Source organism: Delftia lacustris (assembly GCF_040267515.1).
Classification (GTDB): domain Bacteria; phylum Pseudomonadota; class Gammaproteobacteria; order Burkholderiales; family Burkholderiaceae_C; genus Comamonas; species Comamonas tsuruhatensis.
On record NZ_CP141274.1, the window covers coordinates 4,185,321 to 4,205,796 of the forward strand.

A 20,476-nucleotide genomic window follows, 5' to 3' on the forward strand; every position below is an offset into this window, starting at 1 on the left:
CGGCCTCACAAGCCGCTGTGCCGCCAACGAAGGTGCGAGGCCGGGCCATGCAAGGCCGGCCGATTGTGCAACCTGCAAACCGCTAATCCAAAGGAAGACTCAAATGACCAAGTTCACCACCACCGTGCTCGCCGCCTGCCTCGCCCTGGCCGGCGCCACCTCGGCATTCGCTGCGGATGAGATGTCCAAGGACGGCATGTCCAAGGGCGCAATGACCAAGGATTCCATGTCCAAGGATGGGATGAAGAAGGACTCCATGTCCAAGGATGGAATGAAGAAGGACTCCATGCACAAGGACGGCATGCACAAGGATGGCATGTCCAAGGACGCAATGAAGAAGGACTCCATGGGCAAGGACGGAATGTCCAAGTAAGCCGGGGAACTCGCCTGTCCCGGCCGATGCCGCCCGGGCGGCCGGGCTGGCGGGGCTGCCGGCCATGGGACCAGGCGCAAAGCCGGGTCCTTTCTGTGCACCCCCCATGCCCGCTCCGAGGCAAGAGCGGGCTGGCAGACCTCAGCGGCGCTGCGGTGGGCGCTGGCCCGGGGCGCCGCCGGAGCGTTGCTCAATATGACGGAACGTGAGACGGCCCTTGTTCAGGTCATAGGGCGACATCTCGAGCGTGACCTTGTCGCCGGCCAGCACGCGGATGCGGTGCTTGCGCATTTTTCCGCCGGTATAGGCGATGAGCTGGTGGCCGTTTTCCAGCGTTACGCGGAAGCGGGAATCAGGCAGCACTTCGTCTACCCGGCCTTGCATTTCGATCAGTTCTTCTTTAGCCAATGGGACTCCTGTGAGTACATGTTGAAAGGGGTGCGTCGCCGCAAGTTGCCGGTGCAGCACCATGCTGCGGCCTTGGGCCAGCGCAGGATGACCGCCGCACACAGGCAGCGGATCATCGGAAAAAAGGGAAAGAGGCCCCTGCAGGTGGCAGGGAGAGTGCGGGCCCGGGGAAGGGTGTTGGACCCGCGTGGTGCTCGCCGATGGGAGTGACAGTTGCGGACTTCGTCACAGTGGGCGGCCAACGGCAGTCCGGGGACTGCAAGAATGTCAGACGGGCACTGAGGAGGCGAACAACAAGGACAGCACCTCCAGCAGTATAGGTCAATTGCCGGACCCGCGTTGAAGCGGCGCCGGGTACCGCACCTGTAAGGGGCGGCATTTTCCCTGCCGCGACTGGGGCAATTCGCAGTCGAACCGGAAGAAGTGCCCTCTCTTGGTGGTTGCCGCGGCATCGAAGCGGCCGCCGTCGGCCTGCCTCATGCCTTTCACCTATCCCAGCTTGGGCAGCAGGTTGAACAGCAGCACCATCAGCAGGCCCACAAAGGACACGATGGACTGCACCACGGTAATGGTCTTGGTGGCCTCGCCCATGCTCATGCCGAAGGACTCCTTCACCATCCAGAAGCCCGCGTGGTTGGCATAGTTGAAGAACAGCGAGCCGCAGCCGATGGCCAGCGCCAGCAGCGGCACGTTCAGCGAAGGATCGGAGGCCGCCAGCGGCGCCAGCAGGCCAGCCGCGCCCACGATGCCCACGGTGGCCGAGCCGGTGGACACCGACAGCAGCATGGCGATCATCCAGCCCAGCACCAGCGGAGGCAGGGCGAACTGCTGGGTCATGTGGACGATGGCATCGCCCACCTTGGCGCTGGTCAGGATCTGCTGGAACGCACCGCCGCCCGCAATGATGAGCATGATGCCGGCGATGGGCTTGAGGCTCTGGCCCAGCGCGTCGCGCAGCTTCTCTGCATCGGCGCCGCGCAGATAGCCCAGGGTGATGGAGGCAAACACCACGCCCAGCAGCATTGCCACCAGCGGATTGCCCAGGAAGGCCGCCGCATGCAGCAGGCCCGAATCCTTGGACAACAGCACCTCGGCCAGCGCATGCACCAGCATCAGCAGCGCGGGCAGCAAGGCGCACAGCACGCCCATGCCGATGCTGGGCGCACTGCCCTCCCCGCCTTCCTTCTTGCCTGATGTGAACTGCTCCAGCAGGGCTGCATCGGGGCGCGTACTCATGCGCGGCGTGATGAAGGCGCCGTACAGCGGGCCGCCCAGCACCATGGCGGGGATCACGGCCAGAAAGCCGTACAGCATGGTCGGGCCGACCGTGGTGTGCAGCGTGGCAATGGCGGTGAGCGGGCCGGGGTGCGGCGGCACCATGCCGTGCATGGCGGCCAGCGCGGCGATCACGGGCACGCCCACATAGACATAGGCCGATCCCTTGAAGCGCTCATTGCTTTCCAGCTTGCGCGCCACGCTGAAGATCAGCGGCAGCATGACCACCAGCCCCACCTCGAAGAACATGGGAATGCCGATCACGAAGGCCACCAGGGTCATGGCCCAGGGAATCATGCGCTCGGACGTGCGCTACAGGATGGCACCGGCCAGCCGCTCGGTGGTGCCGGAGTCCGCCAGGATCTTGCCCAGCATCGCGCCCAGGGCAATCACCACCCCCACCGCGCCCAGCGTCTTGCCCGCCCCGTTGGTGAGGTTCTTGACGATCTCGCCCGGCGCCATGCCCGTGGCAAAGCCCACGCCGATGGAAACCACCAGCAGCGCCAGCAGGGGATGAAGACGGATGCGCGAGACGATCAGCGCGACCAGGACCAGCACGCTGGCCAGCACGCTGGCCAGCGCGATGAGCAGCAGTTGGGTATCGAATGAAGACATAGGAGGCTTGGAGTTGTGTTTTTATGATGGACGCCCGCACGCTGGGATGCATGCGGTTTCCAATCGCTGCAAATCCTATGCCTGACCCTGAAGGGGACCTGTAGGCTCCAGGCTTGTTCGCAGGAGACTGGCTCAGAGCCGTGCCTCCCGTTCCACTACTGCAAGACCAATGAACAACCTCGGCTCCGCTGGCACTCTCGAAGTCTTTGTCAGAGCCCCCATCCAGCCGGAATTTGTGGATTTGGTGGCAGATGCGCGCGCAGCCATCGCCAGCGCCCTCGGCGAGGCGCTGGACAGCCTCTACCTGTATGGCAGCGTGGCGCGCGGCTGCGCGAGGGCGGGCTTCTCGGACCTGGATCTGACGATCGTGCTGGCCCGCCCCCTCTCCAGGCAGGAGAGGGCCCGGTTGGAACAATCGCGCCAGGACCTGCAACTACGTCACACAGAAGTCGTGAAGATCGATTTCGACCTGGGCACTCGGCAAGAGGTGCTGGACCCGGCCCATCTCTACAGCTGGGGCTACTGGCTCAAGCATGAGTGCCGCTGCATACATGGAGAAGACCTGGCGCAGCAGTTTGAGGCGTTCGAGCCGTCCAGGGCGATTGCACAGGCCGTCAATGGTGACTACGTGCAGGTGCTGAACGACTACCTGCAGCGCATTGCTGCAACCCGGGACGACATGGAGGCCCTGCGCCTGCAACGCGAAGCCGCACGCAAGCTGATCCGGGCCACCAATGTGCTGCGCCCCTGCTCAGGGGGCTTCTGGCCGCGCACGCTGGAGGAGTTCGCCGATTGCTTTGCGCAGCTCCATCCGGAAATGGCGCAGTCCATGGCTTTCTTTCTGGCGCAGGCAAGGACGCCCGAGGCACCCAGAGCTCGTTTCAACGCAGAGCTTTCGGCCTTCATCAGCTGGATTCGGCGCCAGCGGGCTGCATCTACGGCAGTCTAGGTACCGGGCAACGCCAGGGCCCAAGCCGCCAAACGCTTGGCTGCCACAAAAGCTTCAAATCTCCGTCACCGCACCGTCACGCGCAGCGGGTGCAATGTAAACGTTTTCAAGAAATCGTTTACATCCATGAGCATCACCGAGGTTGCACGCCGCGCGGGCCTGTCCGTCGCCACTGTTTCGCGGGTTTTCAATTCGCCGGAGGTGGTCAATGCGCAAACGCGCAGCACGGTGCTGCGTGTGGCGCAGGAAGTGGGCTATGTGGCCAATGCCAGCGCCCGCACGCTGCGCACGCGCAGCAGCAAGGTGCTGGGCGTGGTGCTGCCCACGCTCACCAATCCGGTGTTTGCCGAGTGCCTGCAGGGCATTGCCTCACAGGCGGCGCTGCGCGGCTATGCGATTTCGCCTTGCACCACCGAATACGACCACGCCGGTGAAGACGCGGCCACCACGCGGCTGCTGGCCAGCGGGGTGGATGCGCTGGTGCTGGTGGTCTCCAACCCTGGCGATTCGGGGGCGCTGGCGCGTGTGCGCCAGGCCGGCAAGCCCTATGTGCTGGCCTATCACCACACCCATGAGCATGCCTGCGTGGGCGTGGACAACACGGGCGCCGTCAGGGAGCTGGTGCTGCGCCTGGCTGCGGCAGGCCACAGCCGCATCGGCATGGTCACGGGCCAGTTGCAGGCGTCCGACCGCGCCCAGCAGCGCTGCCGTGGCTATGCGCTGGGCATGCAGGCCGCAGGCCTGTCGCCGCTGCCGGTCTGGGAGGTGCCCTTTGCCGCCACCGCCGTGCAGATGCTGCAGCAGCACCTGAGCGAGCAGGCGCCGCCCACGGCCATTGTCTGCAGCAACGATCTGCTGGCGATACGCACCATCCGCGCGGCATCGCTGGCCGGGTTCTCCGTGCCTGCGGACCTGAGCGTGGTCGGCTTTGACGGGATTGCCATGGCCGGCGATCTCACGCCTTCGCTGGCCTCGATTTCCCAGCCCAACCACGAGATCGGCTCGGCCTGCGTGCGCCTGCTGTGCGATGCGCTGGCAGGCAAGAAAACCCTGGCCGCGCAGGACAGCCTGTGCCTGCCGCATGGCTGGCGCAGCGGCGAGTCCTGCCGGCTCTGAAACCAACAACAGCGGCCCGCGCAAGCCAAGGCCGCGCCCTTCCCTTCCCCACGCTCCCCCACCTCTTCGAGTACGCACCATGAAACTGACTGCCCTCCCCTTCAAGCTCTCCTTCAAGCGCCTTGCCCTGCTGGCCGCCACCACCGCCGTCTGCGGCACGGCCCTGGCCCAGAGCGCCATCTGCTACAACTGCCCGCCCGAATGGGCCGACTGGGGCACGCAGATCAAGGCCATCAAGGCCGATACCGGCATCACCGTGCCGCCGGACAACAAGAACTCCGGCCAGTCGCTGGCCCAGCTGGTGGCCGAGAAGGCCAGCCCCGTGGCCGACGTGACCTACCTGGGCGTGACCTTCGCCATCCAGGCGCAGAAAGACGGCGTGGTCGCCGCCTACAAGCCCGCCCACTGGGACCAGGTTCCCGCCGGCCTCAAGGACCCCAAGGGCGAGTGGGTGACCATCCATTCGGGCACGCTGGGCTTCATGGTCAACAAGGCGGCGCTGGGCGGCAAGCCCGTGCCGCAGTCCTGGGCAGACCTGCTCAAGCCCGAATACAAGGGCCTGGTCGGCTACCTGGACCCGGCATCGGCCTTCGTGGGCTATGTGGGCGCCGTGGCCGTGAACCAGGCCATGGGCGGCACGCTGGACAACTTCCAGCCCGCCATCGACTACTTCAAAAAGCTGCAGAAGAACGAGCCCATCGTGCCCAAGCAGACCTCGTATGCACGCCTGCTGTCGGGCGAGATCGGCATCCTGCTGGACTACGACTTCAACGCCTACCGCGCCCGCTACAAGGACAAGGCCGACGTGGACTTCGTGATCCCCAAGGAAGGCACCGTGGTCATGCCCTATGTGATGAGCCTGGTGAACAAGGCGCCGCACACGGACAACGGCAAGAAGGTGCTGGACTATGTGCTGTCCGACAAGGGCCAGTCCATCTGGGCCAACGCCTACCTGCGCCCCGTGCGCGACGTGGCCCTGCCCAAGGAGGTGGCCGGCCATTTCCTGCCCGCCAGCGAGTACGCACGCGCCACCTCGGTGGACTACCAGAAGATGGCCGACGTGCAAAAGGGCTTCTCCACGCGCTACCTGCGTGAAGTGCGTTGAGCCGGGCGGACTGCATCGTGGGCATTCCCTCCCAAGCGCCAGGCGACTGGCGCGCCCGCGCGCTGCTGCTGGCCTGCAGCGCGCCGGCCGTGGCCTTCTTCGCGGCGTTCTGGCTGCTGCCGGCCGGCCTGCTGCTGGCGCTGCCGGCGCGTGAAGGCTGGCGCACCTATTTCGCCACCCTGACCGACGCGCTGTACCTGCAAAGCCTGCTGCAGACGCTGGCCCTGTCGCTGGCCGTGACCGTGGCCACGCTGCTGATCGGCGCGGTGATGGGCATTGCGCTGGCGCGCCACCGCTTCACGGGGCGCGGCCTGCTGCTGTCGCTGCTGACGCTGCCGCTGTCGTTTCCGGGCGTGATCATCGGCTTTTTCATCATCCTGCTGGGCGGGCGCCAGGGCGCACTGGCCGACCTGTCGGTGGCCCTGGGCGGTGAGCGGATCACCTTCGCCTACGGGCTGCTGGGCCTGTTCCTGGGCTACCTGTACTTCTCGCTGCCGCGCGCCATTGCCTCCTACACGGCAGCGGCCGAGGCGCTGGACCCGCACCTGGAGGAGGCCGCGCGCTCGCTGGGCGGCAACGGCTGGAGCGTGGCGCGTGATGTGTGGTGGCCGCAGCTGCTGCCCACCACGCTGGCCTGCGGCGCCATCGTGTTCGCCACGTCGGTCGGCGCCTTCGGCACGGCCTTCACCCTGTCGAGCAAGTTCGAGGTGCTGCCCATCACCATCTACAACGAGTTCACCAACTACGCCAACTTCGCCCTGGCCGCCAGCCTGTCGATCAGCCTGGGGCTGATCACCTGGCTGGTGCTGTGGCTGTCGCGGCGCTGGGCGGGTCCCGCCGCCACAGGAGTCTGACCATGCGGACCACACAAAAAATGCCACCGCTGATGTGGCTGGTGACCGCCACCGTCACCCTGTTCATGCTGGCGCCCATGCTGCTGTCGGTGCTGGCCGGGCTGGTGCAGAACTACGGCCAGGGCCTGTCCAGCGGATTGACCACGCGCTGGCTGGCCGAGGTCTGGGCCGGCTACGGCAATACCGTGCTGATGTCGCTGCTGCTGGCCTGCGCCTGCGTGGCCATGACCTTGGTGCTGGGCGTGCCCTGCGCCTATGCGCTGGCGCGCAGCCGCTCGCCCTGGGCCCGGCATTTCGAGGAGCTGCTGACCCTGCCCGTGGCCATTCCGGGCCTGGCCAGCGCCCTGGCCCTGCTGCTGGCCTATGGCAGCGTGGCCGCCTTCCGCCAGAGCTTTGCCTTCATCCTGGTGGGCCATGTGGTGTTCACCCTGCCCTTCATGGTGCGCATGGTGGGCTCGGCACTGCGCCGCCAGGAGCTGGTGGCGCTGGAGGAGGCTGCGCGCAGCCTGGGCGCCTCGTTCGCGCAGCGCTTCCTGGGCGTGCTGGTGCCTGCCGTGCTGCCCGCCATCGTGGCCGCCTGCCTGATGGTGTTCACCCTGTCCATGGGCGAGTTCAACCTGACCTGGATGCTGCACACGCCGCTGACGCGCACCCTGCCCGTGGGCCTGGCCGACAGCTATGCGTCCATGCGCATCGAGGTGGGCTCGGCCTACACCCTCATCTTCCTCATCGTCATCCTGCCCGTGATGTGGCTGCTGCAGGCGCTGGGGCATTTCATCGAGAAGCATTATGGAAAGTAATAGCGTCGCCATCGACATCCGGCAGTGCGCCAAGACCTATGCCGACGGCACCCGCGGCCTGCAGGCCACCGACCTGCGCGTGGAGCCCGGCGAGGTGCTGGCCCTGCTGGGACCCTCGGGCTGCGGCAAGACCACGCTGCTGCGCATCATCGCGGGGCTGGAGACGCCGGATGCGGGCAGCCGCATCGCCTTCGGCGACACCGACGTCACCCGCGTGCCCATAGAAAAGCGCCAGGTGGGCATGGTGTTCCAGCACTACGCGCTGTTCCCGCAGATGAGCGTGCAGGCCAACATAGCCTACGGCCTGCGCATACGCGGCGTGTCCGAGCAGGAGCAGCGCCGCGTGGTGGGCGAACTGGTGGACTTGGTGCGCCTGAACGGCCTGGAGCACAAGCGCCCGGCCGAACTGTCCGGCGGCCAGCGCCAGCGCGTGGCCCTGGCCCGCGCCGTGGCATCGCGCCCGCGCGTGCTGCTGCTGGACGAGCCGCTGACCGCGCTGGACGCCAAGCTCAAGGAAACCCTGCGTGACGAACTCGCACAGCTGCTGCGCCAGCTGCGCATCACCGCCGTCCACGTCACGCACGACCAGCAGGAGGCCATGGCCATTGCCGACCGCATGGCCGTCATGCAGGCAGGCCGCATTCTGCAGGTGGGCGACGGTGAGAGCCTGTACCGCCGACCGGCCCATCCCTTTGTCGCCACCTTCCTGGGGCGCGTGAACCAGGTCGAGCGCAGCGAAGACGATGCGCGCAGCAACCGGCTGGCGCTGGCCGGCATGGAGCTGGCCTGCCCGGCCGAATGCACGGGCGCGGCCCGGCTGCTGCTGCGCCCGGAGGACATCGAGGTCTGCGCCGCCGGCACGCCGGGCGCCGTGCCCGCATCGGTGGCGCGCCGCGTCTTTCTGGGCGACCGCCTGCAGCTCACGCTGGAACTGGCGGGCCACACGCCGCTGATGGCCGACGTGGCCCGCGACCACGCCGCGCAATCGGGCGACCGCGTGGCCTTGCGCATCGCCCCCCACCAATGGATGCCCAACCATGCCCACGCCTGAAACCCTGCGCCCCTCCATGACCACCTTCCTGGCCCAGCTCACCGACCTGCACATCCGCGAACCCGGCCGCCTGACCTACCGCCGCATCGATACCGCCCAATACCTGGAGCGCACGGTGCAAAGCGTGCTGGCCCTGCCCCAGCAGCCGCACGCCCTGGTGATCACCGGCGACCTGACCGACTTCGGCCGGCCTGCCGAATACGCCCACCTGCGCAGCCTGCTGGCACCGCTGGGCACCCTGCCCGTCTACCTGCTGCCCGGCAACCACGATGACCGCGACGCGCTGCGCACCGCCTTTCCCGAGCATCCCTGGCTGCGCAGCGAAGGCTTCATCCAGTACGCCGTGGACATTGGCGCGCTACGGCTGATCGCGCTGGACACCGTGGTGCCCGGCCACAGCGAGGGCGCGCTGTGCGAGGAGCGCCTGCAATGGCTGGAGCTGCAACTGGCCGCCAGCGAAGGCCGCCCCGTGGTGATCGCCATGCACCACCCGCCCTTCGAGACCCTGATAGGCCACATGGACAAGATCGGCCTGCTGCAAGGTGCACAGGCGCTGGAAGACCTGGTGCGCCGCCACCCCAACGTGCAGCGCGTCATCTGCGGCCACCTGCACCGCAGCATCCAGGTCGCCTTTGGCGGCACGGTGGCCATGACCTCGCCTGCGCCCGCCCACCAGGTCTGCCTGGACCTGGCGCCCGACGCCGCATCGGCCTGGACGCTGGAGCCGCCCGGCTTCATGCTGCACGCCCTGCCGCCCGGCGGCCGGCTGGTCAGCCATGCCGTAGCCAGCGGCCAGTTTGACGGCCCGCACCCGTTCTGGGATGCGCAGGGGCGGCTGATCGACTGAGCCCGGACGCGCGCGGCCCTGGTGAAAGCCGACGAGAATATCCGCCATGGATATCAACAACATCAAGGGCCGCCTGGACTTCCTGCGCGAGGCGGAAAAGCTCAAGAGCGTGCTGCGCAGCGCCCACACCTCCACCGGCCGCACCGAAAGCACGGCCGAGCACAGCTGGCGCCTGTGCCTGATGGCCATCGCCTTCGAGGACCAGTTCGCACAGCTGGACATGCTCAAGCTGCTCAAGCTGTGCGTGATCCACGACCTGGGCGAGGCCATCCACGGCGACATCCCCGCCGTGGAAAAGAACCAGCACCCCGACAAGAGCGCGCAGGAAAAGGCCGACCTGCTGCACCTGACCCGCTCGCTGCAGCCCGGGCACCGCGACGCCATCATGGCCCTGTGGCAGGAGTACGAAGACGCCGCCACCCCCGAGGCCCGTGCCGTCAAGGCCCTGGACAAGCTGGAGACCATCCTGCAGCACAACCAGGGGATCAATCCGCAGGATTTCGACTACGGCTTCAACCTGGGCTACGGCAGGAAGTACACGGGCGCCGATCCTCTGTTCGCCCAGGTGCGCAGCCTGCTCGACGAGGACACGCGCCAGAAAATGGGCGCCGCCGCGCAGGACGCCAGCGCGACCTAGCTGCGCCAGCGCCCCTGTGGCCGCGTCAGCGGCCCGCGCCGACCCGCTGGCGCCGCCCCAGCCCCATCCATCCGATGGCTGCGGCCAGCAGGCTCAGGACCGCAAGGGCTGTGTGCTGCAGCGTCGGCACGGGGGTCACCTGGCCACCGCCGGGGAAAGCCGCCACCGTATTGATGGACGCGGAAGCCATGCACGGCACCGTTCCCACGACCTGCCCTGCTTGCATGCACTGCACCGACGGGTCCCCGGCATCCACGGTGGCCACATTGGTAATGGTTGCGGGCGCCGGGTTGGACACGCTGGCCATCACGGTGAACACCAGCGAGTCTCCTGCCGCGAACACGGGCACCGTGACTGCCAGCGATCCGGAGCCTGACGCCCCGGGACATGGCGTGCTGGCGCCGGGCGTACAGGTCCAGGTGGCGCGCTCCAGGCCGGCAGGCAGGCTGTCGGCAATCTGCGCCTGGGTGGCGGGCACGGTCCCCGTATTCCTGACGGTGATGGTGTAGCGCACCTCCTGCCCCGCCTGCACCTGGCCTGCGGGCGAGATGCTGTGGGTCAACGACAGGGCAGGATGCACGGCCTCCCTGTGCCAGGACATGACGTTCTGGTTTTGCACGGGCGCCCCGGTCCACGCAACGGACACGCCGTTGTCGGGCATCTCATAGGTCCCCAGACAGGTGTCGCTCTCACCCGAATGGCTGACCTGCTGGGATGTTTCCGAGAACAGGGAAGCGCACATCGCGTTGTTCACGGCCGCCACCTGTTCCGTGGCCATTTCAAACCGGCTCAGCATATCCACATCATTGGGAGATCCACCCGGGCCAACGCCATTGATGGAGCGGTGCGGATTGTTTCCCGTCAGCCAGCGTTGAAGGTGGATTCTGTTTCTCACGATATTGGACCCACTGTCCGTGGAAACCCTGAATATGAATGCGCGCACATCCGGGTCGGCACTGCTGTAGGTGGTCAATCCGTCCGAGAAACTATAGGAAGTGACCAGCGCCCTTATTTCGCTCTCGTCCAGGTCGGGCTGCAAGGGTGCGGCCATTTCAAACCAGCCGACCAGGCGGGCGGTCCTCGGATAATCCTGGCATGAGCCGTGAGGCCCCAGGGGACAAGCCGTGCGATCCTGGAAATCCGAGTAGGAGGTTCTCATCTCCCCGAAGTAACGCGTCACTTGCGCGCTGGCGGGTGGGCAGGCCGAGATTGCTGCACCGGCCATCAAGGCAGCCATGAGGGCGTGATTTTTCATAGAACTCCCAGCGATAGATAGATTTGAACTATCAAGGTATCACTGGTATTGAACTTTAAAAATCACCAATCCCAAAAATTCACCCTTTAATGACAAATATTTGCAATACCGCCATTGGAATGGAACTCCAAGTTGCCGTCCTGCCTACTTTTCAACGGAGAGCGCCGATGAATGCGGAACTCCATAACAACCGATCTGCCGTCCAATATCCATTTGGATGGGATCGCACAATACCCCATTTGAATCAAATCTATTGTGACAAACGTTTCAAACAGTAAATAACAATAAGGAATGGGGGTAGATCCGACCCTGGAACGCCGAGGACGGCTCCCTCACCGATCCAAAGGCAGCGCCAGCGTCTCCTTGACCTCTTCCATCACCACATAGCTGTGCGACTCGGCCGGCACGGGCAGTTTCTTGAGGATGTCGCCCAGCAGGCGGCGGTACTCGCGCATGCCGCCCAGGCGGGCCTTGACCAGGTAGTCGAAGCTGCCCGAGACCAGGAAGCACTCCAGCACGTCGGGCACGTGCAGCAGTTCCTGGCGCACCTTGTCGAAGACCTCGCCCGATTTGGACGACAGCTTGATCTCCACGAACACCAGCAGCGTCTTGCCCAGCGCCTCGGGCGACAGATGGGCGTGGTAGCCGGTGATCACGCCATCACGCTCCAGGCGGCGCACGCGCTCCGAGCAGGGCGTGGCCGAGAGGCTGACCTGCTCGGCCAGCTCGGTCATGGAGATGCGGCCGTCGCGCTGCAGGATGTCGAGGATCTTGCGGTCGGTGCGGTCGAGTACGCGGTTTTCACTTCTGGCGGCCATGGCGGTGCTTCCCGAGGATGATCAATCACTGGAGAGTATCAATATTTCAGTGGTTTCCACTGCCTCATCGTCAATAGACTTTGATTTCATCTTGTTGACTTGGCGGTGAATCCCATGAAAGTCCTTGTTCTTGGCGGCGGCGTCATCGGCGTGACCAGTGCGTACTACCTGGCGCGGGCCGGTGCCGAGGTCACGGTGCTGGACCGGCAGGATGCGCCCGCGTCCGAAACCAGCTTTGCCAACGCGGGCCAGGTCTCGCCCGGCTACTCCACGCCCTGGGCGGCGCCCGGCATTCCACTCAAGGCCCTGAAGTGGATGCTGCAGGAACACGCGCCGCTGGCCGTGCGCCTGGACGGCAGCCTGTTCCAGCTGCGCTGGATGGCGCAGATGCTGCGCAACTGCTCTGCCCAGCGCTACGCCGTCAACAAGGAACGCATGATGCGCGTGGCCGAGTACAGCCGCAGCTGCCTGCAGCAGCTGCGCGCCGACACCGGCATCGCCTACGAGCAGCGCACGGGCGGAACGCTGCAGCTGTTCCGCACCCAGGCCCAGCTGGACGCCGTGGAGCGCGATGTGGCCGTGCTGCGCGAATGCGCCGTGCCCTACGAACTGCTGGACCGCGACCAGCTGGCCCAGGTGGAGCCCGCCCTGGCCCAGGCGCGCGACCGGCTGACCGGCGGCCTGCGCCTGCCCAAGGACGAGACCGGCGACTGCCACCGCTTCACCAATGAATTGGCCCGCATCGCCACCGGCCTGGGCGTGGAGTTGCGCTTCAACCAGAACGTGGATGGCCTGGTGGTCGAAGGCGGCCGCATTGCCGGCGTGCGCGTCAATGGCGAACTGCTGACCGCCGACCGCTATGTGATGGCCTTCGGCAGCTACTCGCGCCAGGCGCTGGAGCCGCTGGGGCTGGACCTGCCCGTCTACCCCGTCAAGGGCTATTCGCTCACCGTGCCGCTGGGCAACCCGGCGCTGGCGCCGCAGTCCACCGTGCTGGACGAGACCTACAAGATTGCCGTCACCCGTTTTGACGACCGCATCCGCGTGGGCGGCATGGCCGAGCTGGGCGGCTTCGACCTGCGCCTGGACCCGCGCCGCCGCGCCACGCTGGAGCTGGTGGTCAACGACCTGTTCCCGGGCGGCGATGTGGCGCGCGCCAGCTTCTGGACCGGGCTGCGGCCCATGACGCCGGACGGCACGCCCATCATCGGCGCCACGCGCTACTCCAACCTGTTCCTGAACACCGGCCACGGCACGCTGGGCTGGACCATGGCCTGCGGCTCGGGCCGGCTGATCGCCGACCTGATCACCGGCCGCAGCCCCGAAATCAGCACCGACGGCCTGGCCCTGGACCGCTACACGCACCGGCCGGCCCGGCACCTGGGGGGCAGCTCCACGCCCGTCTCTGCCTGAGCGCAAGACACCTTGAACATCTGAGGCCAGCCTGCACCGGCCCTGCGTTACGGGCCGCTACCCCAGCGTCAGGTCCCGCAGCGCGGACATCAGCGGCGACCAATGGGCCTTGGGGTGGCTGATGAGAAGCCAGCTGCGGCGCGTGCGCAGCTCGGGGATGGGCAGGGACTGCAGGCGCTCGGGATTGCTGCGCAGCACATGGCTGGGCACGTAGCACAGCAGATCGGTCTGGCCCACGATGTCGATGGTGGCCTCGGTGTTGTGCTGGATCTCCAGGGCCACGGTGGGCGCGCCCAGGCCCTGGGCCGCGAAGGCCTCGTCCACCACCTTGCGCACGGCGGCGCCCGGTGCCGGCAAGGCCCAGGAGTAGCCCTGCAAATGCCCGAACCTCAGGCCCTGCTCCAGCGCCAGCTGGAACAGCGGGTGGCGCGGCCGTGCGGCGGCCCATAGCTCGTCCTCGCCAATGACCACCTGGGCGCAGCGCGTGGCATGGCCCGGGTAGGACGGCACCACGGCCAAGTCCAGGCTGCCGTCGAGCAGCGCGCGCTCCAAGTCGTCGGACTTACCCACGGTCAGCCGCACGCGCAGGCCGGGGCGGCGGCGCAGCAACTCGGCCACGGCCCGGGTGGCGCGGCTTTCCGAGGTGGCCTGCGTGAAGCCCAGGCGGATCAGGCCCACATGCTGGGCCTGGATGTCGCTGGCGGCGCGCATCGTCTCCTCATGCCGCAGCACCAGTTGACGCGCAGGCTCCATGAACAGCTGGCCGCTGCTGGTCAGCGCCACGCCATGCGTTCCGCGCGTGAACAGGGCCGCTCCCACGCCCTGCTCCACGCGGCGCACGATCTTGGAGACGGCCGGCTGGGTCAGTTGCAGGGCAGCGGCCGCACGCCCGAAATGGCCATGCTCGGCCACGGCCAGAAAGCAGGCCAGCTCGTTATAGGCAAATCCCGTCATGCCATTCCTTGTCAACGAAGAAAAACGAGAAAGCTTGCTACCTTGCCGAGCAAAGCCATTCCAGATGTGCATCGATTTTCGCTGGTTTGGTTATCACCAAGACAGGGCTTGTGGCTAGAGTTTTGGCATGGAAACTTTTTGAGCCACATCATGAACCCACCAAATATCGTGCTCATCGTCGCGGACAACCTGGGCTGGGGCGAGCTGGGCTGCTACGGCGGCGGTGCGCTGCGCGGCGCGCCCACTCCGCGCATCGACCAGCTGGCCTGCGAGGGACTGCTGCTGCAGAACTTCAACGTGGAAAGCGACTGCGTGCCCACGCGCTCGGCCCTGATGACGGGGCGCCATCCCATCCGCACGGGTGCCCTGCAATCGGTGCCGGCCGGGCTGCCACAGGGCCTGACGCGCGGCGAGACCACGCTGGCCCAGCTGCTGTCGGCCCAGGGATATGCCACGGCGCATTTCGGCAAATGGCATCTGGGGGACATTCCGGGGCGTTATCCCTCGGACCGGGGTTTCGACGAGTGGTACGGCATTCCCCGCACCACGGACGAAAGCCAGTTCACCGCGACCACGGGCTACGACCCCCTGGTGGCGCCCCTGCCCCACATCATGGAAGGCCGCGCGGGCGCGCCCTCGGACGATGTCAAGGTCTATGACCTGGAATCGCGGCGCAACATCGATGCCGAGCTGGTGGAGCGCTCGCTGGACTTCATGCGCCGCAACCACGCCCGGGACCGCCGCTTCTTTCTGTACCTGCCCCTGGTGCACCTGCACTTTCCCACGCTGCCGCATGCGGATTTCGCGGGCCGCACCGGCCAGGGCGACTTTGCCGACTCCATGGTGGAGATGGACCATCGCGTGGGCCAGATCTCGGACGAGATCGACCGGCTCGGCCTGCGCGAGGACACCCTGTTCATCTTCTGCAGCGACAACGGCCCCGAGTTCCGCCAGCCCTACCGCGGCACGGCCGGCCCCTGGCGCGGCACCTACCACACGGCCATGGAGGGCAGCCTGCGCGTGCCCTTCATCGCACGCTGGCCGGGCCGCATCCAGGCCGGGCGCACCAGCAATGAAATCATGCACGTGACCGACATCTTCTCCACCCTGGCGGCGGTGGCGGGCGCCGCCATGCCACAGGACCGGCCCATCGACGGCCTGGACCAGACGGCCTTCCTGCTGGGCGAGCCCCGGTCCGCGCGCGAGGGCTTTCTCTTCTACATCAAGGACCAGCTGCGGGCCGCGAAGTGGCGCGACTGGAAGCTGCATTTCTACTGGGAGCCCGAGGTCAACGAGAGCAAGGGCAAGCTGGAGTCACCCTACCTGTTCAACATCGTGCGCGATCCCAAGGAGGAGCATGACGTGCTGATCTTCAACACCTGGGTGCTCAACCCCATGCTGACCATGGTCCAGCGCTTCAACGAAAGCTGCAAGGCACACCCCAACACCGCGCCCGGCGCCCCCGACCAATGACCTGCGCACCCCTACCCGCCCCGCAGGCCAGCGGCCGCCTGCCGACCACCCGCCGCCATGCACTGCGCCCCCTGGCCGCCGCAGCCCTGCTGGCCCTTGCACTGCCCACGGCCCGCGCGGCCGAGCCGGCGGCGCACGCGCCGCAGGGCAAGCCCATCACCTGGATCGTGGGCTTTGCGCCCGGCGGCAGCCTGGACGTGCTGACCCGCCATGTGGCCCGGCAACTGGAGGCCAGGGCCGGTGTCAGCGTGGTGGTGGAGAACCGGCCGGGCGCCTCGGGCGCGATCAGCCTGCAGGCGGCAGCCAAGGCGCCTGCCGATGGCCTGACCCTGGTCTCCGTGCCCGGACCGCAGCTGTCCGGCCCACGCCAGCCCGAGGTGGGCCGCGAGCTGACCGCCGTGGCCGTGATGGCCCGGGGCGCCATGGTGCTGGTGGGCCCTGCCCCGGGTGCGGCCGGCAGCCTGGGCGAACTGGTAGCCGCCATGAAAGCCAAACCGGGCCAATGGAGCTACGCCAGTTCGGGCACGGGCACCTCCCAGCATCTGGCGGGCGAACTGCTCAACGCCCTGGCGGCCACCAGCATGGTGCATGTGCCGTACAAGGGCGGCGGCCAGGCCGTGACCGATGTGGTGGGCGGGCAGATCCCCCTGGCCATGCTGGGCGTGACGCCCGTGCTGCCGCACATCCAGTCGGGCCGGCTGAAGGCCTATGCCGTGACCAGCGCCACGCGCATAGACAGCCTGCCTGATGTACCGACCATGCGCGAGGCCGGCGTGCCCGGCTACGAGGCCACCCAGTGGTATGCCGTGGCCGTGCCATCCGGCACGCCCCCCGAGCGGCTGGCCCAGCTCAACCAATGGATCAACCAGGCCATACAGTCGCCCGAGCTGCGCCCCACGCTGCAGGCCGCCGGGGCCGTGGCCACGCCCATGTCCCTGTCCGAGATCCAGCGCTTCATGTCCCAGGACAACGCCAAGTGGAAGAAGCTGGCTGCAGACCGGCGCCTGGCGCTGGACTGACCCCACAGCGCCGGGCCACGCCAGGCCGGGCCACGCCGGACCGGGCCACCAGCCCCTTTCAATGCGCCGAGAACCCCAGCAGGTACTCGTAGCTGAGGCTGGTGGTGCGCGCGTCGCCGGAGACAGGCAGCCGCACGATGGCCAGCAGCTGGTTGAGCCCGGCACGCGGCAGCACGGTCACCAGGCCGTCGGCATCGGTCTCCAGGGGCTCGCCCTTTTCTCCCAGCGACACGCGCACGCCGGCCCGGGGCTGGCCGCCCAGCAGCACCTGGAATTGCTGGGGCTCGCCCGCGTGGGGGGAGCGGCGGGTCTTGGCGACGATCTCCAGGGTCTGGCCCAGCTTCTCGCGGGTGACCGGGCCCCATTCGAGGATGGTCTTGTGGAACTTGAGCGCATGCACGCCGCTGGTGGCACCGGGGTTCTCGGTCATGGGCTTTTCGACCATCGGCCCCTCGCCCACGCGGCTGAAAAATCCGTTGTCGAAATGCGCGGCCAGCAGCGCGGCCTTGCGCGCCGGCGTGGCGCGGGCGCCGCCGGGCACGGGCTGCACGGCCACGTCGATGCGGCGGCCGCGCGTGTCATAGGCCTCAACGCTCTTGAGCTTGCCGGCCGCAAAGTTCTCCTGCTTGCCCTCATGGCCGCCGAATTGCACGGTGTAGGCGCCGTCGGCGTCGGGCTCCAGCCAGACGTTGTGGGCCTGGGCCAGCGGTGCGCAGGCCAGCAGCGCAGCGAACGCTGCGGCGGCGAAGGGATGGCGGGCTGTCATGTACCTGTTTCTCATTTGGGGTTTCCTCAAAACTGCGTCTGCACGCCGACCTTGAGCGTGCGCGGCGCGCCGGGCGCGAACAGCGGCACACCGCGGATGACCGAGGCCGACGTGGCATAGGCCTTGTCCCCCAGGTTGGAGACCACGGCGTAGATGCGGCTGCGCGCCGAAGGCAGGCGCCAGCTCAGGCCCAGGTCCCAGGTGGCGTAGCCGCCATAGAAGACGCTGTTGTCGGCGGTGACGGCATAGCGGCCTACGCGGCGCCAGGTGAGCGTGCCCTCCCACTGCGCCAGCGGGCGCCAGGCCAGGCCCACGGTGGCCGTCTGCCGGGGCACGCCGGCCACCTGGTTGCCGACCAGGGCCGGGTTGCCGTTCTCGGTCACGCGCGAATGGGCGCTGCCCCAGGCCACTTGCAGGTCCAGGTTCTTGCGCACGGCCCACAGCGCGCTGGCCTCCACGCCCGTGCGGCGCGTTGCGCCGAAGTTCTCATAGACGCCGGGCGCCACGCTGCGGATCTCGCCCGAGGACTGCAGCCTATAGGCGGCCACATCCAGCACCAGGCCCGGCATGGGCTTGATCTGCGCGCCCACTTCAGTCTGGCGGAAGATGTTGGGATCGAGCTGCGCGGCGCCCAGCGCGTACTTGGCGAAATCGCTGGCCAGCGCAAATCCTTCGGACCAGCTGGCGCGCAGCAGCACACCCGGCGCCACCTGCGAGCGCAGGCCCAGCTTGGGGCTGGCATGCGAGGTGCGCGCCAGCGGGCCGCAGGGGTCGCTGCCCGCCTCAGGGCCGTTGGGACGGCAGCCGCCCGTGAAGCGATCCCAGCGCAGGCCGGCGGACAGCTGCAGCAGGCGGTGAACGGGTGCATCCACCTCGGCAAAGGCCGAGAGGGTGTTGAGCCTGGAATTGCGGTCATCCAGGGCAGCGCCCGTGCGCTCGCGCCACTGCAGGCCGTCGTAGAACTGGTAGTCGGTGGACTCACGCACGGCCTCCAGACCCGCCACCCAGTTGATCGGGGTCAGCGCCGTGGCATGGCGGCCATTGAGGCTGGTGCCTGCGCCGTAGACGGCGCGGTCATAGCTTTCCTCGCGCTGGCGCCACTGCAGTGCGTCGATGGGCCGGCTGAACCAGCGCGTGAAGCTTTGCTGCGTGGTGTAGGCATAGCCCAGCCAGGTCAGCCGTGGCGAGAGCGCGTACTGCACATCGGCGCGCAGCGTGGCAAAGTTCTTGCGCGTGCCATCGTTCATGGCGCGCGGATCGATGCCGCGCGGATCGCGTGCGAACTGCCCCGCCGTCAGGTACGAAGGCGAGTCGCCCTCGCCGTGGTGCAGCCGTGCCGACAGCGCCACTTCCAGCTGCGACGAGAGCCGCTTGCTCCAGCGCAGGGATGCCGTGCTGCGCTGCATTTGCGACTGCGCGCGGAAACCGTCCGTGCGGTAGTGCTGGGCCGCCAGGTTCAGGAACTCGCCATCGCCCGGCTTCAGCCCCAGCGCCGCCTGAGCGTCCAGCGTGCCGTGCGAGGCCAGGCTCACGTCGGCCTCGCGGTAGGGGGTGTAGTCGCCCTGCTTGCGCGTCTCTATCGCCATCAGCCCTGCGCGGTTGAAGTTGCCGTACAGCGCCGACACCGGCCCCTTGTAGATGCTGATGCGCTCCATCTCCAGCGGCACGATGACGCCCAGGTCCACATAGCCGTCGGCATGCGACATGGCCTCGTTCAGGGGAATGCCGTCCAGCACCACGCCCACGTCGCCGCCGTGCCCGCCGCCGCCGAAGCCGCGCATGACGATGGCGTCACCCACGCCGGACAGCTGGTAGTTCTGCACATTCATGCCCGGCACCTGGCGCAGCAGCTCCTGCGGATGGCTGACATGGGCGTTGGCGATGTCCTCGGCCTCGATCACGCTGGTGGTGTAGGCGGCCGAGGCGCCGCGCGCGGTCTGGCCCTTGACCTCGACAGGCTGCAGGCTGGCCGTGGCGTCGCCCGCCTGCTGTGCACCGACATGGGGAATGCAACCCAGGCCCAGCAGGCCAGCTGCTGCAATCTGGTGCACGGCAAGGCGCCGGGAAGGGGAATTCAGGGGATGTGTCATGCGTTTCCAGGAGTTGTATGAAGAAAAAAGCAAACTTCATACCGACCTGCATGACAGGGGCTGCGCAAGGCGCCCGGCCCCGGGCTGGCTCAATCGTCGTGCGAATGCGGATGGTGGTGCGCGTGATCGTGCCCGCCAGGCTCTGCCCTGCGAACCATCACCACGTTGAGCTGGCCGTGGTGCACGCCGCGCTCGGCCGTGATGGTGTCGGCAAAGCGCCGCACGGCGCTGGCCGGGCCGCGCAGCATGACGGTTTCAATGCACTGCTCGTGGTCCAGGTGCACGTGCGTGGTGGCCATGTGCAGCTCATGGTGGTCGTGCTGCAGACTGGCCAGGCGCTCGGACAGATCGCGCTCGTGGTGGTTGTAGACATAGGACAGGTTGGCCACGCACAGGCCGTCGGCGTCCTCGCGCTCGCGCACCTGGGCCAGGTGGGCACGCAGCACGTCGCGTATGGCTTCGGAGCGGTTGTCGTAGCCGCGCGCGGCGATCCAGCCGTCGAAATCACGGGCCAGGTCGTCGTCGATGGAGATGGTGAAGCGTTCCATTGGCAGCACAAGTGAAGGAAAACAGGAAGATGGCGGCAACAGCGGGGCAGGCGCAAAAGACAGGCATCACGCCGGATCTGCCGGCCATTGTCCGGCCATCCAGGCCCTTG

19 protein-coding genes and 1 pseudogene are annotated in these 20,476 nt (G+C 67.3%); 12 read left to right on the plus strand and 8 right to left on the minus strand.

Annotation, left to right across the window (positions count from 1 at the left end; translation table 11 throughout):
- The first annotated feature begins 103 nt into the window (after positions 1 to 103).
- On the plus strand, positions 104 to 373 hold the full coding sequence (locus U6958_RS20480; RefSeq protein WP_074923931.1) for a pentapeptide MXKDX repeat protein: 270 nt from the start codon (positions 104 to 106) through the stop codon (positions 371 to 373).
- 141 nt (positions 374 to 514) lie between these two features.
- Here the strand turns inward: U6958_RS20480 and infA are convergent, their stop codons facing one another.
- Positions 515 to 781, minus strand: coding sequence for a translation initiation factor IF-1 (gene infA, locus U6958_RS20485; protein ID WP_016448120.1), 267 nt, complete (start codon positions 779 to 781; stop codon positions 515 to 517).
- A gap of 489 nt (positions 782 to 1,270) precedes the next feature.
- A pseudogene (locus U6958_RS20490) lies at positions 1,271 to 2,671 on the minus strand (GntP family permease).
- 169 nt (positions 2,672 to 2,840) lie between these two features.
- Between U6958_RS20490 and U6958_RS20495 the strand changes: the two are divergent.
- From U6958_RS20495 to U6958_RS20530, 8 genes are all read left to right on the plus strand, one after another.
- A complete protein-coding gene (locus U6958_RS20495) occupies positions 2,841 to 3,620 on the plus strand; it encodes a nucleotidyltransferase domain-containing protein (protein ID WP_074923929.1) in 780 nt (259 codons plus the stop codon).
- 126 nt (positions 3,621 to 3,746) lie between these two features.
- The gene (locus U6958_RS20500) at positions 3,747 to 4,736 is read left to right on the plus strand and encodes a LacI family DNA-binding transcriptional regulator (RefSeq protein ID WP_074923926.1); all 990 of its coding nucleotides are present in this window, start codon (positions 3,747 to 3,749) and stop codon (positions 4,734 to 4,736) included.
- A gap of 79 nt (positions 4,737 to 4,815) precedes the next feature.
- Positions 4,816 to 5,841 (plus strand): ABC transporter substrate-binding protein, encoded by a 1,026-nt coding sequence (locus U6958_RS20505; RefSeq protein ID WP_017407209.1) that lies wholly within the window; start codon positions 4,816 to 4,818, stop codon positions 5,839 to 5,841.
- Entirely contained in the window at positions 5,838 to 6,695 is an 858-nt protein-coding gene (locus U6958_RS20510) for an ABC transporter permease (RefSeq protein ID WP_074923921.1), read from the plus strand. Before U6958_RS20505 ends, U6958_RS20510 begins: the two co-directional genes overlap by 4 nt.
- A 2-nt stretch (positions 6,696 to 6,697) precedes the next feature.
- Positions 6,698 to 7,495 (plus strand): ABC transporter permease, encoded by a 798-nt coding sequence (locus U6958_RS20515; protein WP_026062847.1) that lies wholly within the window; start codon positions 6,698 to 6,700, stop codon positions 7,493 to 7,495.
- Positions 7,485 to 8,546, plus strand: a complete 1,062-nt coding sequence (locus tag U6958_RS20520) for an ABC transporter ATP-binding protein (RefSeq protein ID WP_016448130.1) — start codon at positions 7,485 to 7,487, stop codon at positions 8,544 to 8,546. The genes U6958_RS20515 and U6958_RS20520 overlap by 11 nt, the downstream gene beginning before the upstream one ends.
- Positions 8,533 to 9,393 carry a phosphodiesterase gene (locus U6958_RS20525; RefSeq protein ID WP_047328104.1) on the plus strand — a complete coding sequence of 287 codons (861 nt, stop codon included), beginning with the start codon at positions 8,533 to 8,535 and terminating at the stop codon, positions 9,391 to 9,393. The genes U6958_RS20520 and U6958_RS20525 overlap by 14 nt, the downstream gene beginning before the upstream one ends.
- A gap of 46 nt (positions 9,394 to 9,439) precedes the next feature.
- On the plus strand, positions 9,440 to 10,030 hold the full coding sequence (locus U6958_RS20530) for an HD family hydrolase (protein WP_016448132.1): 591 nt from the start codon (positions 9,440 to 9,442) through the stop codon (positions 10,028 to 10,030).
- A 25-nt stretch (positions 10,031 to 10,055) separates the two neighbouring features.
- Here U6958_RS20530 and U6958_RS20535 read toward each other — a convergent pair whose 3' ends face one another.
- On the minus strand, positions 10,056 to 10,826 hold the full coding sequence (locus U6958_RS20535; protein WP_350337281.1) for a DUF11 domain-containing protein: 771 nt from the start codon (positions 10,824 to 10,826) through the stop codon (positions 10,056 to 10,058).
- Between the two features lie 791 nt (positions 10,827 to 11,617).
- Positions 11,618 to 12,103, minus strand: coding sequence for a winged helix-turn-helix transcriptional regulator (locus tag U6958_RS20540; protein ID WP_017407393.1), 486 nt, complete (start codon positions 12,101 to 12,103; stop codon positions 11,618 to 11,620).
- 114 nt (positions 12,104 to 12,217) lie between these two features.
- Between U6958_RS20540 and U6958_RS20545 the strand changes: the two genes are divergently transcribed.
- On the plus strand, positions 12,218 to 13,516 hold the full coding sequence (locus U6958_RS20545; protein ID WP_016448135.1) for a D-amino acid dehydrogenase: 1,299 nt from the start codon (positions 12,218 to 12,220) through the stop codon (positions 13,514 to 13,516).
- A 57-nt stretch (positions 13,517 to 13,573) separates the two neighbouring features.
- Here U6958_RS20545 and U6958_RS20550 read toward each other — a convergent pair whose 3' ends face one another.
- Positions 13,574 to 14,470: a LysR family transcriptional regulator gene (locus U6958_RS20550; RefSeq protein WP_013802902.1), complete on the minus strand. Its 897-nt coding sequence runs from the start codon at positions 14,468 to 14,470 to the stop codon at positions 13,574 to 13,576.
- 150 nt (positions 14,471 to 14,620) lie between these two features.
- Between U6958_RS20550 and U6958_RS20555 the strand changes: the two genes are divergently transcribed.
- On the plus strand, positions 14,621 to 15,943 hold the full coding sequence (locus tag U6958_RS20555; RefSeq protein ID WP_016448136.1) for an arylsulfatase: 1,323 nt from the start codon (positions 14,621 to 14,623) through the stop codon (positions 15,941 to 15,943).
- Positions 15,940 to 16,962: a tripartite tricarboxylate transporter substrate binding protein gene (locus tag U6958_RS20560; RefSeq protein ID WP_047328102.1), complete on the plus strand. Its 1,023-nt coding sequence runs from the start codon at positions 15,940 to 15,942 to the stop codon at positions 16,960 to 16,962. The genes U6958_RS20555 and U6958_RS20560 overlap by 4 nt, the downstream gene beginning before the upstream one ends.
- 58 nt (positions 16,963 to 17,020) lie before the next feature.
- On the opposite strand, the gene U6958_RS20565 is transcribed toward U6958_RS20560, so the two are convergent.
- From U6958_RS20565 to nikR, 3 genes are all read right to left on the minus strand, one after another.
- On the minus strand, positions 17,021 to 17,728 hold the full coding sequence (locus tag U6958_RS20565) for a DUF4198 domain-containing protein (RefSeq protein ID WP_074923916.1): 708 nt from the start codon (positions 17,726 to 17,728) through the stop codon (positions 17,021 to 17,023).
- Between the two features lie 26 nt (positions 17,729 to 17,754).
- Positions 17,755 to 19,818: a TonB-dependent receptor gene (locus U6958_RS20570; protein ID WP_074923914.1), complete on the minus strand. Its 2,064-nt coding sequence runs from the start codon at positions 19,816 to 19,818 to the stop codon at positions 17,755 to 17,757.
- An 89-nt stretch (positions 19,819 to 19,907) separates the two neighbouring features.
- Positions 19,908 to 20,366, minus strand: coding sequence for a nickel-responsive transcriptional regulator NikR (gene nikR, locus U6958_RS20575; protein WP_016448139.1), 459 nt, complete (start codon positions 20,364 to 20,366; stop codon positions 19,908 to 19,910).
- Positions 20,367 to 20,476 lie beyond the last annotated feature (110 nt).

Bases quoted from the DNA above. Each gene is read 5' to 3' on its own strand.
- U6958_RS20480 (WP_074923931.1), top strand. From the start codon at position 104: ATGACCAAGTTCACCACCACCGTGCTCGCCGCCTGCCTCGCCCTGGCC.
- U6958_RS20495 (WP_074923929.1), top strand. From the start codon at position 2,841: ATGAACAACCTCGGCTCCGCTGGCACTCTCGAAGTCTTTGTCAGAGCC.
- U6958_RS20500 (WP_074923926.1), top strand. From the start codon at position 3,747: ATGAGCATCACCGAGGTTGCACGCCGCGCGGGCCTGTCCGTCGCCACT.
- U6958_RS20505 (WP_017407209.1), top strand. From the start codon at position 4,816: ATGAAACTGACTGCCCTCCCCTTCAAGCTCTCCTTCAAGCGCCTTGCC.
- U6958_RS20515 (WP_026062847.1), top strand. From the start codon at position 6,698: ATGCGGACCACACAAAAAATGCCACCGCTGATGTGGCTGGTGACCGCC.
- U6958_RS20520 (WP_016448130.1), top strand. From the start codon at position 7,485: ATGGAAAGTAATAGCGTCGCCATCGACATCCGGCAGTGCGCCAAGACC.
- U6958_RS20525 (WP_047328104.1), top strand. From the start codon at position 8,533: ATGCCCACGCCTGAAACCCTGCGCCCCTCCATGACCACCTTCCTGGCC.
- U6958_RS20530 (WP_016448132.1), top strand. From the start codon at position 9,440: ATGGATATCAACAACATCAAGGGCCGCCTGGACTTCCTGCGCGAGGCG.
- U6958_RS20535 (WP_350337281.1), bottom strand. From the start codon at position 10,826: ATGCTGAGCCGGTTTGAAATGGCCACGGAACAGGTGGCGGCCGTGAAC.
- U6958_RS20540 (WP_017407393.1), bottom strand. From the start codon at position 12,103: ATGGCCGCCAGAAGTGAAAACCGCGTACTCGACCGCACCGACCGCAAG.
- U6958_RS20545 (WP_016448135.1), top strand. From the start codon at position 12,218: ATGAAAGTCCTTGTTCTTGGCGGCGGCGTCATCGGCGTGACCAGTGCG.
- U6958_RS20550 (WP_013802902.1), bottom strand. From the start codon at position 14,470: ATGACGGGATTTGCCTATAACGAGCTGGCCTGCTTTCTGGCCGTGGCC.
- U6958_RS20555 (WP_016448136.1), top strand. From the start codon at position 14,621: ATGAACCCACCAAATATCGTGCTCATCGTCGCGGACAACCTGGGCTGG.
- U6958_RS20560 (WP_047328102.1), top strand. From the start codon at position 15,940: ATGACCTGCGCACCCCTACCCGCCCCGCAGGCCAGCGGCCGCCTGCCG.
- U6958_RS20565 (WP_074923916.1), bottom strand. From the start codon at position 17,728: ATGACAGCCCGCCATCCCTTCGCCGCCGCAGCGTTCGCTGCGCTGCTG.
- U6958_RS20570 (WP_074923914.1), bottom strand. From the start codon at position 19,818: ATGACACATCCCCTGAATTCCCCTTCCCGGCGCCTTGCCGTGCACCAG.
- nikR (WP_016448139.1), bottom strand. From the start codon at position 20,366: ATGGAACGCTTCACCATCTCCATCGACGACGACCTGGCCCGTGATTTC.